Annotated in this window: 10 protein-coding genes; 5 read left to right on the top strand and 5 right to left on the bottom strand. The window is 76.3% G+C overall.

The window, feature by feature from the left end; all coding sequences use genetic code 11:
- Positions 1–2 precede the first annotated feature (2 nt).
- From accC to HWY08_RS01840, 5 genes are all read left to right on the top strand, one after another.
- Entirely contained in the window at positions 3–1379 is a 1377-nt protein-coding gene (gene accC, locus HWY08_RS01860) for an acetyl-CoA carboxylase biotin carboxylase subunit (RefSeq protein WP_176062414.1), read from the top strand.
- Between the two features lie 189 nt (positions 1380–1568).
- Complete coding sequence (locus HWY08_RS01855) at positions 1569–4067, top strand: tetratricopeptide repeat protein (RefSeq protein ID WP_176062413.1); 2499 nt, start codon at positions 1569–1571, stop codon at positions 4065–4067.
- Positions 4068–4073: 6 nt separating this feature from the next.
- Positions 4074–4988, top strand: a complete 915-nt coding sequence (locus tag HWY08_RS01850) for an ExeA family protein (RefSeq protein WP_176062412.1) — start codon at positions 4074–4076, stop codon at positions 4986–4988.
- A gap of 43 nt (positions 4989–5031) precedes the next feature.
- Positions 5032–8967 carry a translocation/assembly module TamB domain-containing protein gene (locus HWY08_RS01845; RefSeq protein WP_235969405.1) on the top strand — a complete coding sequence of 1312 codons (3936 nt, stop codon included), beginning with the start codon at positions 5032–5034 and terminating at the stop codon, positions 8965–8967.
- Between the two features lie 152 nt (positions 8968–9119).
- Positions 9120–12092, top strand: a complete 2973-nt coding sequence (locus tag HWY08_RS01840; protein ID WP_235969404.1) for an outer membrane protein assembly factor — start codon at positions 9120–9122, stop codon at positions 12090–12092.
- Here the strand turns inward: HWY08_RS01840 and HWY08_RS01835 are convergent.
- The 5 genes from HWY08_RS01835 to tolR are packed head-to-tail and all read right to left on the bottom strand — an operon-like array spanning position 12089 to position 16188.
- Entirely contained in the window at positions 12089–12739 is a 651-nt protein-coding gene (locus HWY08_RS01835) for an MtnX-like HAD-IB family phosphatase (RefSeq protein WP_176062410.1), read from the bottom strand. The two genes, HWY08_RS01840 and HWY08_RS01835, sit on opposite strands and share 4 nt — an antisense overlap.
- Entirely contained in the window at positions 12732–13658 is a 927-nt protein-coding gene (locus HWY08_RS01830; protein WP_176062409.1) for a Ppx/GppA phosphatase family protein, read from the bottom strand. The genes HWY08_RS01835 and HWY08_RS01830 overlap by 8 nt, the downstream gene beginning before the upstream one ends.
- 9 nt (positions 13659–13667) lie before the next feature.
- Positions 13668–14969 (bottom strand): beta-propeller domain-containing protein, encoded by a 1302-nt coding sequence (locus tag HWY08_RS01825; protein WP_176062408.1) that lies wholly within the window; start codon positions 14967–14969, stop codon positions 13668–13670.
- Positions 14966–15736 carry an energy transducer TonB gene (locus tag HWY08_RS01820; RefSeq protein ID WP_235969403.1) on the bottom strand — a complete coding sequence of 257 codons (771 nt, stop codon included), beginning with the start codon at positions 15734–15736 and terminating at the stop codon, positions 14966–14968. The genes HWY08_RS01825 and HWY08_RS01820 overlap by 4 nt, the downstream gene beginning before the upstream one ends.
- Complete coding sequence (tolR, locus tag HWY08_RS01815; protein ID WP_176062407.1) at positions 15733–16188, bottom strand: protein TolR; 456 nt, start codon at positions 16186–16188, stop codon at positions 15733–15735. Before tolR ends, HWY08_RS01820 begins: the two co-directional genes overlap by 4 nt.
- Positions 16189–16194: the final 6 nt, after the last annotated feature.

Below are 16194 nucleotides of genomic sequence, written 5' to 3'. Positions count from 1 at the left end.
ACATGTTCAAGAAGGTCCTCATCGCCAACCGCGGCGAGATCGCGCTGCGCGTGATCCGCGCCTGCCGCGAGCTGGGTGTGAAGACGGTGGCGGTGCACTCGACCGCCGACGCCGAGTCGCTCCACGTCCAGTTCGCGGACGAGGCGGTCTGCGTCGGCCCGCCGCCCTCGAAGGACAGCTACCTCAACATCCGCGCCCTCATGGCGGCCGCCGACGTCACCGGCTGCGACGCCGTCCACCCCGGGTACGGGTTCCTCTCCGAGAACCCCGGCTTCGCGGAGATCGTGGAGAAGCTGGGCCTCAAGTTCATCGGCCCGCGCTCCGAGATGCTGCGGCTCATGGGCAACAAGGTGGCCGCGCGCAACTTCGCCGAGCAGGCGGGGCTGCCGCTGCTGCCGGGCGCGCGGGGCGTGCTCAAGAACGGCGAGGAGGCCGAGGGCATCGCCCGCGACATCGGCTACCCCATCATCCTCAAGGCGGCCGCCGGCGGCGGCGGGCGCGGCATGAAGATCGTGCGCGAGGGCGGCGACGTGCGCCGCACCTTCGAGCAGGCCTCCACCGAGGCCCTCGCCGCCTTCGGCGACGGCTCGATGTACCTCGAGCGCTACGTCGAGGAGCCCCGGCACATCGAGCTGCAGATCGCCGCCGACGAGCACGGGAACATCGTCCACCTCGGCGAGCGCGAGTGCTCGGTGCAGCGGCGGCACCAGAAGATCGTCGAGGAGTCGCCCAGCCCCGCCGTCACGCCGGAGCTGCGGCGCGAGATGGGCGAGGTGGCGCTCAAGGCCATGAACTCGATCGGCTACAACAACGTCGGCACGATCGAGTTCCTCATGGACGAGAAGGGCCGCTACTACTTCATGGAGATGAACACCCGCATCCAGGTGGAGCACCCGGTGACCGAGCAGGTCTACGGGCTCGACCTGGTGCGCCTCCAGATCCGGCTCGCGGCGGGCGAGAAGATGCCGCTCGTCCAGGAGAAGATCGTCCCCAAGTTCCACGCCATCGAGTGCCGGGTCAACGCCGAGGACCCGCTCACCTTCGCCCCCTCGCCGGGCAACATCACCGGCTACCACCAGCCGGGCGGCTACGGCGTGCGGGTCGACACCATGGCGTTCGAGCACTACCGCGTGCAGCCGTACTACGACTCGCTGGTGGCGAAGCTCATCTGCTGGGGCGACTCCCGCGACGTGGCGCTCTCCCGCGCCCGGCGGGCGCTCGACGAGTACGTGGTCGAGGGCATCAAGACGAACATCCCGTTCCTGCGGCGGGTCCTGGCGGACCGGCGGTTCGCCGCCGGCAAGTACGACACCCGGCTGGTCGAGCAGATCCTGACCGAGGGGAAGGCGGCCGCCGCCGAGCCGGTGCCGAGCACCTGACCGTACGCCCCCCGGCAGGGGTTGGCGACGATGTAAGTGCGCGAAACTACCCGCGGGATTGGGCCGGGGGCGCCTTGACCGCCCCGGCAGGTTCCACTACGCTTTGGTACGCCCCGCGCCTCGGGCGCGCGCCCCTGCGGCCGCCGCCGGGGCGCGGTGCACCCACACCGAGACCGCCCCCCGCCCGCGATGGCTGTCGACAAGAACAAAGTCACCGCCGAGGCGACGAAGCTCGTCCAGAAGGGACAGTTCGACAAGGCCATCAAGGCTTACGAGAAGGTCCTGGCGGAGGACCCCAAGGACGTCCGCGTCCTGCTCAAGGTCGGGGAGCTCCAGCAGAAGAAGGGCGACAACCCGGCCGCCGCCGAGACCTTCGGCAAGGTGGCCGACGCCTACGGGGAGCAGGGGTTCTTCCTCAAGGCGGTCGCCGTCTACAAGCAGATGCTGAAGCTGGCGCCCGACGACGTGCGGGTCAACGAGCGCCTGGCGGGGCTGTACCAGCAGCTCGGAATCCTCTCGGACGCGATGGCCCAGCTGCAGGTGGTGGCCGCCACCGCCGAGAAGGCCGGCGATCAGGCGAAGCTGCTCGACGTGCTGCGCCGGATGGTCGAGCTCGAGCCCGACAACCTCGCCTCGGCGGTGAAGCTCGGCGAGCTGTACGCGAAGCAGAACCAGCCCAAGCTGGCGCTCGAGCACCTCCGCCGCGCGGCCGACCAGCTCCGGCGGCTCAACCGCGCCGACGAGTACGTGAAGGTCGCGGAGCGCATCGCGTTCCTCGCGCCGGACGACCTGGCGCTGACCCGCGAGCTGGCGCACCTCCACCTCGCGCGCGGCGACACGAAGCGGGCGCTCGCCAAGCTCCAGCTCTGCTTCAAGGCCGATCCGAAGGACCTCGAGACGCTCGGCCTGCTGGCCCAGGCGTTCAAGGACCTGGGCCAGATCCAGAAGACCGTGTCGGTCTACAAGGAGCTGGCGCACCTCCAGGTCGAGAAGGGGCGGCCGGACGACGCGCGCGCCACCTGGCGCCGCGTGCTGGAGGTCGCCCCGCAGGACCCCGAGGCGCTCCAGTCCGCCGGCGCGGGCGCGGGCCGCCCCGCGGCCGCTCCCTCCCGCCCGTCCCCCCAGGCCGCGCCGCCCGCCCCGGGCCGCGCGGCCGGCGGCGGCGGCCGCGCCGCGCCCGCCGCGGACCCGCCTCCGCCGCGGGCGATCCCGAAGCTCCTCACGGAGACCGACGTCTACCTGAAGTACGGCCTGCACGAGAAGGCGCTCGAGCACCTGCAGAAGGTGTTCGCCATCGACCCCGATCACCTGGACGCCCGCGAGAAGGCGCTGCAGGTGCGCGCCGCCCGGGGCGACTCCGCCGGGGCCGCGGACGAGGCGGCGCGGGTGGCGAAGCTGGCGCTGGCGCGCGGGCTGGCCGACCGCGCCCAGGCGGCCGTGGCGCGCCTGCGGGCGCTCGCGCCCTCCCACCCGGCGCTGGCGCAGCTCACGGCGGCGCGCGCCGGGGCCGCCGAGGAGGCGGCCTCGCTCGAGGAGGGCGACGACCTCGTGCTCGAGGTCGAGCCGCCCAGCGCGTCCGGCGAGACCGACGCGCTCGCCCTCACCGCGGCCGGCGAGGCGATCGAGGAGGTGGTCGACGACGAGGAGCCGATCTCGATCGACGACGAGGCGGTGATGCTGGACGACGAGCCGGCGCCCGCCGCCGCGCCGCCGCCGCGCCGCGCCGCCGCGCCGGCCGCGAAGCCCGCCCCGCCCGCCGCCCGCCCCGCCACCGCCCCCGCCGCTCCGGCGCGGATCATCGCCCCGCCGCCGCCCGCCGCGCGGGCGGCCCCGGCGAGCGCCGTCCGCGCCGCACCGCCCCCCGCGCCTCCCGCGCCGGCGCCGGTCGCGGTGCCCGCCGCCTGGACCGAGCCGGCCGCCGGTGGCCAGGAGGATCTCGACGAGGAGCTGCAGGAGATCGACTTCTTCCTCGAGCAGGAGCTGCTCGACGAGGCGCGCGAGGCGCTGCAGCGGCTGCTCGCGGCCCACCCGCGCGATCGCCGCCTCCTCGAGCGCAGCGCGGCGCTCGAGCGGAAGTCCGCGCCCGCCAAGGCGCCGCCGCCCGCGGCGCGCCCGGCGGCGGCGCCCCCGCCGGCGCCCGCCGCCGACGAGAGCTTCGACATCGCGCGCGAGCTGGCCGATGAGCTGGGGACGCAGCCGTCCGCCCCGGTGGAGGACTTCCAGGTCTCGGTCGAGGACGTCTTCGATCAGTTCAAGAAGGGCGTCGCGCAGACGGTGAAGCAGGAGGACGCCGACACCCACTACGATCTCGGCATCGCCTACAAGGAGATGGGCCTCCTCGACGACGCGCTGCACGAGTTCCAGGTGGCGCTCTCGGGCAAGGGCCGGAAGAACGAGATCGACTGCCTCACCATGATGGGCGTCTGCCTGCTGGAGAAGGGCGAGCCGGCCGCGGCCGTCGACGCGTACCAGCGCGCGCTCCGCTCCGACCATGCGACGCCGGAGGTGGCGCGCGCCATCCACTACGAGCTGGCGGGCGCATACGAGGCGAGCGGCGACGTCCCCGCCGCGCTCCAGTTCATCCAGAAGGTCCTCAAGGCGGATCCGGCCTACCGCGACGCGCAGGCGATCGCCAGCCGGCTCTCCGCCGCGTCTCCCGGCCCCAAGAAGAACATCGGCTACGTGTAGGTGACCGTGACGTACCTCGAGTACTACGAGCTGGCCCAGGAACCCTTCTCGAACGCGCCCGTCTCGCGCTTCTACTACTCGTCCGCCCAGCACGCGCAGGCGCTCATGCGCCTCACCCACGCCGTGTCGCAGATGAAGGGGCTGGCGCTGCTGGTGGGGGACATCGGGGCGGGGAAGACCACGCTGGCCCGGCGGCTCCTCGACAGCCTGCCGGAGGACGAGTACGAGGCCGCGCTCCTCGTCATCGTGCACTCGGGGATCACCGCCCAGTGGCTGCTGCGGCGCATCGCGCTGCAGCTCGGCGTCGAGAACCCGGCCGAGGAGAAGCTGCCGCTCCTGTCGCAGCTCTACCAGCGCCTCATCCGCATCCACGAGGCGGGCAAGAAGGCGGTCGTCCTCATCGACGAGGCCCAGATGCTCGCCACGCGCGAGATCATGGAGGAGTTCCGCGGGCTCCTGAACCTCGAGATCCCGGAGCGGAAGCTGCTCTCCTTCGTCTTCTTCGGGCTGCCGGAGATCGAGGAGAACCTCAAGCTCGACCCGCCGCTCGCGCAGCGGGTGGCGCTCCGGTACCACCTCGATCCGCTGAGCGCCGAGGCCACCGAGGCCTACGTGCGCCACCGGCTGCGCCTGGCCGGCGCCCCCCGCGTGCCCTTCACGCCCGAGGCGATCGCGGCGGTGCACCGGTTCAGCCACGGCACGCCGCGCGTCATCAACACGCTCTGCGACAACGCGCTCTTCGAGGGCTTCCTGGCCAAGGCGCGCGACGTGGACGCGCCGCTCGTGGAGCGCCTCGCGCGCGACCTGGCGCTCGTGCCGCCGGCGCCCGGCCCCGGCGCCCCGGACGCCCCCGCCGCGCCGGGTGGCGAGCGGATCGACCTCGACGAGATCGACCGCTTCCTCGAGTCGCTCTCCAAGTAGCGCGCGGTTTGCGCGCCGACCCATTCCGGGCATGATCGCGGGCGTGAAGAGGAAGGTCGCGCTCGCCTTCGTCTCGGCGGTGCTCGCGCTGGTGGGCGCGGGGCTGCTGCTGGTGCGCACGCGCTGGGCCGGCGACGAGCTGTGCCGGCTCGCGGTGGCGCGCGCTGGCCAGGTGACCGGGCTGAGGGTGCGGGCCGCCGGGTGCCGGGTCGACCCGTTCTCGCTCTCGGTGAGCGCGCGCGACCTCGCGCTCGGGCCGGAGTCCGCGCCGCTCTTCACGGCCGAGGCGGTGCGGGTGCGCCTCTCGCCGGTGCAGGCCCTGGGCGGCAAGCTCTCGCTGGCCGAGGTCCGGGTGACGCGGCCCCGGCTGGTGGCGGTCGTGCCGCCCACGCCGGCGGGGCGCGCGCCGGTCTGCCCGCCGCCCGCGCTGCGCCAGGTCGAGGTGAAGCGGCTCGAGGTCGAGGAGGGCGCGCTCGACCTGACCTGGCCCGGCGGCGCGCGGGTGGTGGCGGGGCGGTTCGACGTCCGGAGCGGGCCGGTCACCCGCCGCAGCCGCCTGGCCGCCCTGGCGCGGCCAGGCGTCCCGCGCGCCGAGCTGGAGGTGAGCGCGTCGGGCGTGCGGGTGGAGGCGGGCGGGCGCCGGGTCGAGGTGACCGAGGCGCGCGCGGCGGCGCAGCTCGCGCTCGATCTCTCCCACCTCGAGCTGCACGTCGCCACCGCCGAGCTGCCCGGCGCCAGCGTGGCGCTGGCCGGGGCGGTGGACGACCTGTGCCGGCCCCGCTTCGACCTCGCCGCCGCCGGCGAGGGCGAGCTCGGCGCGCTGCTCGCGCTGGCCGGCCACCCGCTGCCGGTGCAGGGGCGGCTGGCCGTGGACGCCGCGCTCACCGGGCGGGCCGACCAGCCGCGGGTCGCGGGCGAGGTGCGGCTGCGCGGGGCGGTGCTCGACGGGTGGGGCGCCGGCGACGCGACCGCCGCGGTCCGCTACGACGGGCGCGAGCTGCACGTGGACCGCCTCGAGCTCCCCACCCGCGGCGGCCGCCTGGTGGCGCACGGCGTGCTGCGGCCCGGCGCGAAGCTGGGGCTCGTCGCCGAGGCGCAGGTGGAGGGGGTCGAGCTGGGCGAGCTGCTCGGGCGGCTGCAGCTCCCGGGCGCCTGGGTCATGGGCCGGCTGCAGGGCAAGGTGCGCGTGTCGGGCACCGCCGCGCCGCTGCAGCTCGCCGGGGAGGTCGGGCTGGAGGTGGCGGACTTCCGCGTCCTCGACCACTCCTGGGAACGCTGGCGGCCCGGCGAGGCCACCTTCCTCGACGTCCCGCGGGCGCGGCTCGACGGCGAGGTGCGGGTCGACCGCGACGGGGTGCACCTCGCCGCCGGCCAGCTGCGCGCCGCGCGCGGGCAGGCGGCGGTCCACGCCGACTTCCACTTCGACGACGCGCGCGGGTTCTCGGTCGCGACCCAGGGCGGCGTGGACCTCTCCGCGCTGCGCCACCTCGGGCCGGTCCCGGTGGGCGGGCTGGCGCGGCTCGAGCGCGCGGTGGTCCGCGCCGCGCCCTACGGGAACCCGCACGCCGAGGCGCACGCCGCCGTGCAGAGCCTGCGCTTCCTCGACCTCGACCTGGGCGACGCCGCGGCGGACCTCTCCTACGACGGCTTCGTGCTGAGCGTGGCGGGGGTGGAGGGCCGGCGCGGCGCGACGCGCTACCACGCCGCCACCACCGTCGACCTCGGCGCCGATCCGGTGCGCGTGCGCGACGGGCGGCTGGCGGCGACCGGCCGGTGGCGCGACCTGTTCGAGGCGGTCATGCCCTGGCTGCCGGCGGCGGTGCACGCCCGCGACGCGCTCGACGGCGAGGTGTCCGTGCGGGCGACGGCGCACGGCCCCGCCGCGGCGCTCGACGCCGAGTTCCAGGCGGAGCTGGGCCCCGGCGAGCTCGGCGGCCGCGCCTACGACCGCGGGCAGCTCTCCGGCCGCGTGGAGGCGGGCGCGGCGGCGGTCCTCGAGCGCGCCGCGCTGGGGCGAGGCGACGGGGTCGTGCGCGGGTCGGGCCGGGTCGCCTTCGCGCCGCCGTTCGCGTGGGACCTGCGCGCCCGCGCCGAGGGGCTGCCGCTGGCCGCGCTGAAGTTGCCCGGGGAGGGGTGGCAGGGACGGCTCGACGCGACCGGCACGGTCCAGGGCTCGTGGGAGTCCCCGCGCGTCGAGGCCTCCGGCCGCGCCCGCGACGCCGCGGTGGCGCAGGTCCCCGTCGGCGCGGTGGACCTCGGCGCCCACCTCGACGGCGCGGCGCTGGCGCTCTCGGCGCGCGGAGAGGGGGTGCGGGTGGAGGTGACCGGCCGCACCGACGGCGCGCAGGCGTTCCACGCCCGGGCCGAGGTGGATCTGGCCGACGCGCTCCGCTTCGCGCCGGGCGGCCCGCCGGCCGGCCTGCACGCGCGCGTCCGCGGCGCCGGCGCGGCCGACGGCGTGCTGGGCGAGCCCGCCGCGGCGCGCGGCGAGCTGCGGCTCGACGAGGTGCGCGCGGGCTACGGCGACTTCCAGGTGGCCGGCACCGGCCCGGCCGTCGTCGCGTTCGACCGCGGCCGGGTCTCGCTCCGGCCGCTCACCCTGCGCGGCGCCAACACCGAGCTCACCGTCGAGGGCACCCGGGCGGCGGACGGCGCGCTGGCGGCGGGCGCGCGCGGCGAGGTGGACCTGCGGCTGCTGGCCGGGCTCCTGCCCGGGGTCACCGAGCCGCGCGGCCGGCTGGAGCTCGCGGCCCGCGCCTCCGGGACGCTGGCCGACCCGCTCCTCGTCGGCACCGGCCAGCTGCGCGACGCGGGCTTCCGCTTCAAGGAGCTGCCCATCGCCCTGAGCGGGCTCGCCGGGGACCTGGCCTTCTCCCAGAACCGGATGCTCTTCGACGGGCTCACCGCGGCCGTGAACGGCGGCCGGGCCGAGCTGTCGGGCGAGGTGGAGCTGGTGCGGCTCTTCCCCGCCCGCGTCCGCGTCACCGCCGACGTGGACGAGGCCTCGGTGCGCGTCCCGGAGTGGCTGCCGGCCGTCGTCTCGGGCCGGCTGGAGGCCGCCGGCACCTGGGAGGACATGCTGCTCTCCGGCAAGCTGCACGTGCTCCGCGCGCGGTACACCGAGCCGGTCGAGCTGGAGCGGCGGCTGGTCGAGGTCCAGCGGCGGCGCCCGCCACCGCGCCCGGTGGACCGCGCCGGCGCGTGGCTGCGGCTCGACCTCGCCATGGCGGTGGACGGCGACGCGCGCGTGGAGAACGACCTGGTGCGCGGCCTGGTCCGAGGCGAGCTCACCGTGACCGGCACGGCGGCCGCCCCCGGCGTGGTGGGGACGCTCACGATGGAGGAGGGGAGCCGCGCCACCTTCCGGGGCAACGAGTTCATCCTCACCCACGCCGTGGTGGACTTCACCGACCGCAGCCGGCTGCGCATGAGCTTCGACGCGCACGGCGAGGCGCAGGTGCGCGACTACCAGGTGTTCATGCACCTCACCGGCCCCTACGAGGACCCGACGGTGCAGCTCACCAGCCAGCCGGCGCTGTCGCAGCAGGACCTCGTCACGCTGCTCTCGCTCGGCTACACCGCCCGCGACACCGCGGCCGCCGGGGGCGTGAGCGGCGTCGCCACCGCCGCGGCGGCCCAGGCGCTCATGAGCGCCTCCGGGCTCGACGACCAGGTGAAGCGGTTCATGCCGCGCGGCGGACCGCTGCGCGACTTCGCCGTCCGCATCACGAGCGCCTACTCCGAGGGCTCGGGGCAGGTGGAGCCGCGCGCCGAGTTCGAGTCGAAGGTGGTGGACGACCGCTTCCGGCTCCGGTACCAGGCGCCGCTCGGCGGGGCCCGCGGGCAGCGGGCCCAGGCGGAGATGCGCCTCTCGAGCCACACCTCCATCCAGTACCAGTGGGACAACGACACGCCCGGCGTGAGCGCGGCCGGCGACCACGGCCTCGACCTGAAGCTTCGCTGGGAGTGGAACGATTGACGGTGCGTCGTCGTGCACGCGCGCGGGCCGAGCGCCTACCACCCCCCTCTCCCCCACCGGAGGAGAGGGCCAGGGAGAGGGGGCGGTCCCTCCGTCTCGCCCTGGCCGCGCTCGCCGCGTGCGCCGCGCTCCTCCTTCACGCGGCCCCTGCCGTGGCCGCGCCCCGCGCGCCGCGCGAGCCGGCCGCCACCGCCGAGCGCCCCATCGTCGCCTCGGTCGAGCTGAAGCTCCCGCCGGGCGAGGACGCCGCGGCGCTGCGGCGCTTCGTGACCGTCGCGCCCGGCGCGCCCCTCGACCGGCGCGAGCTGAGGCGCACGGTCCAGCTCCTGTACGGCTCGGGCCGCTTCGCCAACGTGGTGGCGCGCACCGCCCCCGCCGCGGGCGGCGTGGCGCTGGTCCTCGAGTGCCTGGCGCGCCAGACGGTCGCGAGCGTCGCCGTGGAGGCGGGCCCGCGGCCGGCGCTCGACGAGGAGCGGGTCCGGCGGGCGGCGGGCCTCGCCCCGGGCGACGAGCTGTGGGCCGGCCGCCTCGAAGACGCCGCGGCCCGCGCCCGGGCCTTCTACGCGCGGCACGGCTACCGCTCCGCCACCGTCGTGGCGCGCGCCGAGGGGGAGGGCGCCGCCCGGGTGGTGCTGGCCGTGGCCGAGGGCCCGCCCACGCGGGTGGCCTCGCTCGCCTTCTCCGGCGCGCCCGGGCTCGCCCCCGAGCGCCTGGCCGACGGGCTCGCCTCGCAGCCGGGGGCGGTGCTCGACCTCGACCTGCTCGAGGCCGACGCGCGCGAGGTGCGGGCGCGGCTGAAGCGGGCGGGCTGGCTCCGCGCGCGCGTGGGCGCGGCGGTGGTCTCGGGCGAGCCGGCCGCGGCGGTGACGATCCCGGTCGAGGCCGGAGGGCGCGTGGCGGTGCGCTTCGCGGGCGCGACCGCGTTCCCGCCGGCCGACCTGCGCGCGGTGCTCGCCCTGGAGGACGAGCAGGCGCTCGACGGCACCGCGCTGGCGCTGACCGCCGACCGGCTGCGCGGCTACTACGTCGCGCGCGGCTTCGCGGCGGCGCGGGTCACCGTGCGCGAGGAGGCGGCCGGGGGCGGCAGCGCCCTCGTGTTCCAGGTGGAGGAGGGCCGGCGCTACCGGGTCACCGAGGTGACCTTCCCGGGCGCCGCCGGGAAGAGCGCCGACTGGCTGCGCGAGCGCCTCGACGAGGCGCTCGACCAGCTCGCGCCGCAGGATCCGGGGGGCGCGCAGGCGGACGCCGCGCGGCTGGCGCGCGCGGCCGGCTCTCCGGCCGTCGTGCGCGCGCCGCCGCTCGTCGAGCCGCGCCAGGCCTGGAACCCGCCGCTGTGGGACGAGGCGGCCCTCCGCCTGGTGGAGCTCTACCGCGCCGACGGCTACCTCGACGCGGCGTACGAGGGGGCGCGGGCCACCCTCGACGCCCGGGCCGGCACCGTCGCCGTCGAGCTCCGCCTGCGCGAGGGCGTGCGCACGGTGGTCGAGGCGGTGGTCTTCACCGGCCAGCGGGCGCTCCCGGCGGACGCGCTCGCCGCGGCGGCGCGCATCGCGCCGGGCGACCCGCTCGCCTACGAGGCGCTGGAGGCGACCCGCGCCGCGCTGCTCGCGCGCTACGCGCGCTCCGGGTACCTCTACGCCCGCGTGCGCGAGGAGGAGGAGCTCTCGCAGGATCGCCGCCGGGGCACCGTCCGGTTCACCATCGAGGAGGGGCCGTGCGTGCGGGTGGGGGCGGTGGTCGTCGCCGGCGCGCGGCGCACGCGCGACGACGTCGTCCGCGAGACCCTCGCGCTGCGCCCGGGCGACGTGTACGACCCCGACGCGGCCAGCCGCAGCCAGACCGCCCTGCTGCGCCTGGGCGTCTTCCGCTCGGTGGGGCTGCGCCTCGCGGATCCCGAGCTGCCCGCGCCGGTGAAGGACGTGACCGTCGAGGTCTCGGAGCGGCCCTGGCGCACGCTCTCCCCCGGCGCCGGCTTCTCGCTCGCCAACGGCCCGCGCGCCTTCGTCGAGCTCACCGAGCCGAACCTGCTCGGCCGCGCGCTGGAGCTCTCCGCCCGCGCCAAGGTGAACTACCCGCTCACCGTCTTCCGCCGCGACCTGGAGCAGACCCCGCCCGCGGATCGGTTCGAGGGCCGGCTCGACGTCGGGCTGCACGACCCGCGCGTCCACCTGCTCGGCCTCCCCGCCGGCGGCCGCGTGGACGGGATCCTCGAGCGCCTGCACCGGCCCGCCTACGACCTGGCGCGCGGCTCGACCATCCTCGGCCTCGACCTGCCCGCCACGAGCCGCGTCACCCTCTCGCTCCAGTACGAGCTGGAGGTGGACCACATCATCCGCAAGGCGGACACCACCCTCCCCATCACCCGCGCCGACCTCGAGCGGCTCCGGCTGCCGGAGGGCGTGACGACCTTGCAGTCGCTCCGGCCGGTGCTCGCCATCGACTACCGCGACGACTCGGTCCACCCGCGCCGCGGCTGGCTCGCCACCGGGACCGCCGACTACTCGCACTCGATCGGCGGGCTGCTCGGGGTCCTGCCCAGGAGCGACAGCTACACCCACATGCTCCGCCTCTCCGGCTCGGTCTCGGGGTACCTGCCGCTCGGGGCGAGCGTGCTCGCGGTGTCGGTGCGCGGCGGGCGCGTCCTGCCGCTCGACCGCGACTCGCAGACCATCGGCCCGAAGCGCTTCTTCCTCGGCGGCGCCTCCAGCATGCGCGGCTACGGCGAGGACGAGATGATCCCGGAGGACGTGCGCGGGAACTACCTCGACCAGGTGCGCGCCTGCCAGAGCTCGCTCTCGGGCTTCGCCTGCTCGCCCACCGCCCGCGCCATCGCCGCCGGCCAGTTCCTCGCCAGCGAGGGCGGCGAGTCGTTCGCGAACGCCAAGGCGGAGCTGCGCTTCCCCCTGCGGGAGAGCGTCGAGATGGGCCTCTTCGCCGACCTGGGGAACCTCTGGCTCGACCCGCGGGTGGGCAGCGTCACCGACCTGCGAGTGAACGTCGGCGCCGGCCTGCGCTTCCTCACCCCCATCGGCCCGGCCGTCCTCGACCTGGGCGTGAACCCCGCCCCGGATCAGCGGCTCGGCGAGGTGTGGGTCGCCCCGCACTTCTCCATCGGGATGTTCTAGGACAGCACGACCTCGTCGAAGCTCTCGAACCGCCGGTACGGGACGCCCATCTCCTCGCAGTAGCGGGGCAGGCGCCCCCGCGCGAAGACGAGGTCCGCGCGCTCCGCGGCGCAGCGGTCGGCGGTGCCGTCGCCCAGGACCACCACCCGGTGACCGCGCGCGCGCAGCTCCTCCACCACCGTCCCCTTGCAGAACCCGCAGCGGCCGCAGCCGCCGTCGGCGGGGTGAAAGTCCACCGCCAGCCCCGCCGCCGAGCAGCTGGCGCGGTTGGAGCGCACCTCCACGTGGGCGTGCAGCTCGGGCGGCAGCCGCTCCAGCACGGCGTGGATGTAGACGTCGAGCCCGGCCGAGACGAGGAGGAACGGCACGCCCGCCTCGCGCGACCGGCGCACGAACGCCTCGAAGCCGGGCCGGAGCACGGCGCGATCGCGCGCCCACGCGGCGATCTCCTGCGCCGGGGCGGTAATGGGGGCGAAGATGGCGCGGATGAGCTCCGCGAAGGTGAGCTCGCCCGCCTTGTAGCGGTCCTCCGCCGCGCGCCAGACGTCGTGCCCGGCGAAGTGGATCGAGACCTGATCGCCCAGGTCCTCCGTCACCGCGGTCCCGTCGAAGTCGCAGACGACGGCCCAGCGCGCGCGCTCAACCATCGCGCCCGAACCGGTCGTAGAGCAGGCCCCAGCGCACCCCGCGGTCGGAGACGGTGAGCCGGTCGAAGCCGAGCGCCCGCATCGCCTCGGCGACGACGGCGCTCCCGGCCACGATCACGTCGGCGCGCTTCGGCTCCATGCCGGGCAGGCGCGCCCGCGCGGCGGTGGTGAGCCCGGCGAGCCGCAGCTGGAGCGCGTCCACCTCCGCCAGCGTGAGCTCGCTGCCGTGGACGCGCTCCGCGTCGTAGCGCGCCAGCTCCCGCGAGACCGCGGCGAGGGTGGTCACCGTCCCGGCCACCCCCACCATCCGCGCCGGCCGGGGGTGGCCGGCGAGGAGCGCCGCCGCGGGCGCCAGCGCCTCGGCGGCGCGCTGGCGGAAGAGCGCGAGCGCGGCCGGGCCGGGCGGGTCGGGGGGCGCCACGCGCTCGGTGAGGCGCACCGCGCCGAGCTGCAGGCTGCGGCGCGCGCGCGGCGCCGGCCCGTCGCCCACGCACACCTCGGTGGAGCCGCCGCCGACGTCGAGCACGCACAGGCCGCCGGCCGCGCCGAAGTCGCGCCAGGCGCTCGCCCACACCAGGCGCGCCTCCTCGTCGCCGCTCACCACCTCGGGGGCGAGCCCGGCCTCGCGCCGGGCCGCCTCGAAGAACTCCGCGCCGTTGGCGGCGTCGCGCGCGGCGCTGGTGGCGACGCAGACCGGGTCCCCGGCGCCGAGCGCCCGCGCCTCGCCGGCGTAGCGGGCGAGCACCGCCACCGTGTCGCGGATCGCCTGAGGATCGAGCCGGCCGGTGCGGTCCACCCCGCGGCCGAGCCGGGTGATCTCGGCCCGCTCCACCACCGCGACCCAGCCGCGCTCGCGCTCCTCGGCCACGAGGAGCAGCACCGTGTTGGTCCCGACGTCGATCGCCGCGCGGCGCGCCATGCGGAGAGCTTACTGCGGGAAGGGCCCCCACGCCGGCGTCCCGAGCGCCGCGCCCGGCGCGGTGACGAGCGTCTGGCGATCGCCCGAGACGTTCGAGACCACGAGCTGTGGCCGGCCCTGGCGGTCGCTCGTGAACGCCAGCAGCCGGCCGTTGGGCGCCCAGGTGGGCTCCTCGTTGGTGCGGCCCTGGTCCTGCGTCACGCGCTGGATGTGCCCCGTCTCCGGCGCGACGAGGAACACGTCGAACACCTTGCGCTCGTCGCGGCCGGTGAAGGCGATGAAGTCGCCGCGCGGGCTCCAGTGCGGCGTCTGGTTGTAGGTGCCCTGGAAGGTGAGCCGCCGCTGGCCGGAGCCGTCGGCGTTCATGAGGTAGAGGTGCGGGTTGCCGGCGCGGTTCGAGACGAAGCAGAGGCGCTTGCCGTCGGGCGACCAGGTCGGGGAGCCGTCGATGGCGGGATCGCTGGTGAGGCGGCGCGGGTCGGAGCCGTCCGCGTTCACCACCCACACGTCGGAGTTGCCGTTGACCGAGGCGGTGAAGGCGACGTGCCGCCCGTCGGGCGAGTAGACGCCGCCCGTGGTGAGGTCGCCCAGCGCCACCAGCCGCTGCGTGCGCCGCGTGGCGAGGTCCAGCGTCCACAGCTCGGGGCGGCCGCCGCGGTAGCTCGTGAAGAGCACCGCCTTGCCGTCGGGGCGCCAGGAGGGCAGGAGGATGAGGCCGGGGTCGCGGTACAGGACCTCCGGCCGCTGCCCGTCCACGTCGAAGGCGACGAGCTCGCGCCCGCCCGCGCCGGCGTGGCGCATGGCCAGGATGCGCGTGCGGAACACGCCGGGCTCGCGCGTGTAGTACTGCACCACCGCGTCCGCCAGCTGGTGCGCGAGCGAGCGCCCCGCCTCGACCGCGCCGCGCGGCGCCTGGGCCAGCACCTCGCGCCCGGCCCGCACCTCGAACAGGTGGAAGTCGACGCTGAGCTCGCCCCCGGCGCGCCGCACCACCGCCTTCGCCAGCCCGTCGGCGCCCACGTCGGCCCAGCGGGCGAAGCGGATGGTGGGGGCGGTGAGCCCCTCGCCGGGGTCGGCCAGGAAGCCCTTGGGGTCGAGCACGTCGAAGAGGCCGGAGAGGCGCAGGTCCCCGCGCAGCACCTCGGTCAGCTCCGCGGCCGCGGCCTCGGCGCCGGGCTCGGCCCGGAACGCGGCGACGGCGATGGGGAGCGGGCGGAAGTTGGCCGACCCGACCTCGATGTAGGGGCGGGGCTGGGCGGCGGCGAGGGTGGGGAGGGCGGCGGCGAGCAGCAGCAGGGGGCGAAGGGTCATGGCTTGTACAGGACTCCGAGCCCCTGGTCGCGGTACTGCCGGCGGCGGTCCGCGGGCGGGGGTGGGATGCGGGCGGCGCGGATGGCGCGCTCCAGCGCGGCGTCGAACGCCTCGTTGCCGCTGCGACGCTCGAAGACGTACCGCAGCACGCGGCCGTCCGAGTCGAGGTAGAGCACCACCGTGGCCTGGAGCTGGACGCGGTCGCGCTCGGAGAGGGTGGAGGGGAGCACGTACGACTCGCGCAGCGCGCGCTCGACGAGGCCCAGGAAGGCGTCGCCCTCGTTCGACTCCGCGTCGCCGCGCGGGTCGCCGTTGGGATCGCCGTACACCTTGTCCTGGTAGGCCTGGTCGCGCCGGACGCGGTTCATCACCGAGGCGAGCACGTCGCTGCGGCCGGCGGCGGACGGGCCGGGGGCGCGGGCGCCGGACGGCGGCGCGGGGCGGGTCGGGCGCGCCACCGGGACCGACGGAGTCGCGTGCGACGGCTGCGCCGGGGCGGTCGGGGGCGCCGGCTGCGGCGCGGCCGCCGCGGGCGGCGGGGGGGCCTCGTTGCGCGGCAGGTAGCTGGCCGGGCGGCGCTCGCCCAGCCGCGCCACCCGCACCATGATCGGCTTCTGCGCCAGGTCCACCTGCGGCGCGGGCCGGTGCAGCACCGCCGCGACGAGGAGCGCCGCGTGCAGCGCCGCCGAGACCAGCACGAGCGGCAGGATCCGCTCGCGGCGCGCGAGCAGCGGGCTGTGCGCCAGCGCGTCGGGGACCGCCGTCACGGGGCCTCGTCCTCCCGCCCGGCGCGGCGCGCCTGCATCGGGTCCGTGATCATGCCGATGTTGGTCACGCCGGCGCGCTGCATGGCCGCCATGACCTCCACCACGTAGCCGTAGGGCAGCTTCCGGTCGGCCATGAGGTAGAGCTCGTGGTCCTTCGAGATCCGCGCGTTCGAGCGCAGCTTGTCCTCGAGCTCGTCGAGCCCGACCCGGGCCGGCTGGTCGCTGGTCCCGAGCCAGAGCGAGCGGTCGGCCTTCACGGAGAGCACGAGCTTCTGCTCCTCCGCCTTGACCGGGGCCGCCTTCGCCTCGGGGAGCTTCACCTCGACGCCCTGCTGGATGAGGGGCGCCGTCACCATGAAGATGATGAGCAGGACGAGCATCACGTCGACGAGCGGCGTGACGTTGATCTCGGTGAGGGTCTGGCGGCCGGTGCCGCTCGTTCCGATGGCCATGGGCCG

Source organism: Anaeromyxobacter diazotrophicus, assembly GCF_013340205.1.
In the GTDB taxonomy this organism is placed as follows: domain Bacteria; phylum Myxococcota; class Myxococcia; order Myxococcales; family Anaeromyxobacteraceae; genus Anaeromyxobacter_A; species Anaeromyxobacter_A diazotrophicus.
The sequence above is the reverse complement of the archived record's forward strand: the minus strand, read 5'-3'. Positions and strand labels throughout refer to the sequence as shown.

What these genes read in the sequence shown, in the direction of transcription:
- accC (WP_176062414.1), top strand. Translation starts at nt 3, where the DNA reads ATGTTCAAGAAGGTCCTCATCGCCAACCGCGGCGAGATCGCGCTGCGC.
- HWY08_RS01855 (WP_176062413.1), top strand. Translation starts at nt 1,569, where the DNA reads ATGGCTGTCGACAAGAACAAAGTCACCGCCGAGGCGACGAAGCTCGTC.
- HWY08_RS01835 (WP_176062410.1), bottom strand. Translation starts at nt 12,739, where the DNA reads ATGGTTGAGCGCGCGCGCTGGGCCGTCGTCTGCGACTTCGACGGGACC.
- HWY08_RS01830 (WP_176062409.1), bottom strand. Translation starts at nt 13,658, where the DNA reads ATGGCGCGCCGCGCGGCGATCGACGTCGGGACCAACACGGTGCTGCTC.
- HWY08_RS01825 (WP_176062408.1), bottom strand. Translation starts at nt 14,969, where the DNA reads ATGACCCTTCGCCCCCTGCTGCTGCTCGCCGCCGCCCTCCCCACCCTC.
- tolR (WP_176062407.1), bottom strand. Translation starts at nt 16,188, where the DNA reads ATGGCCATCGGAACGAGCGGCACCGGCCGCCAGACCCTCACCGAGATC.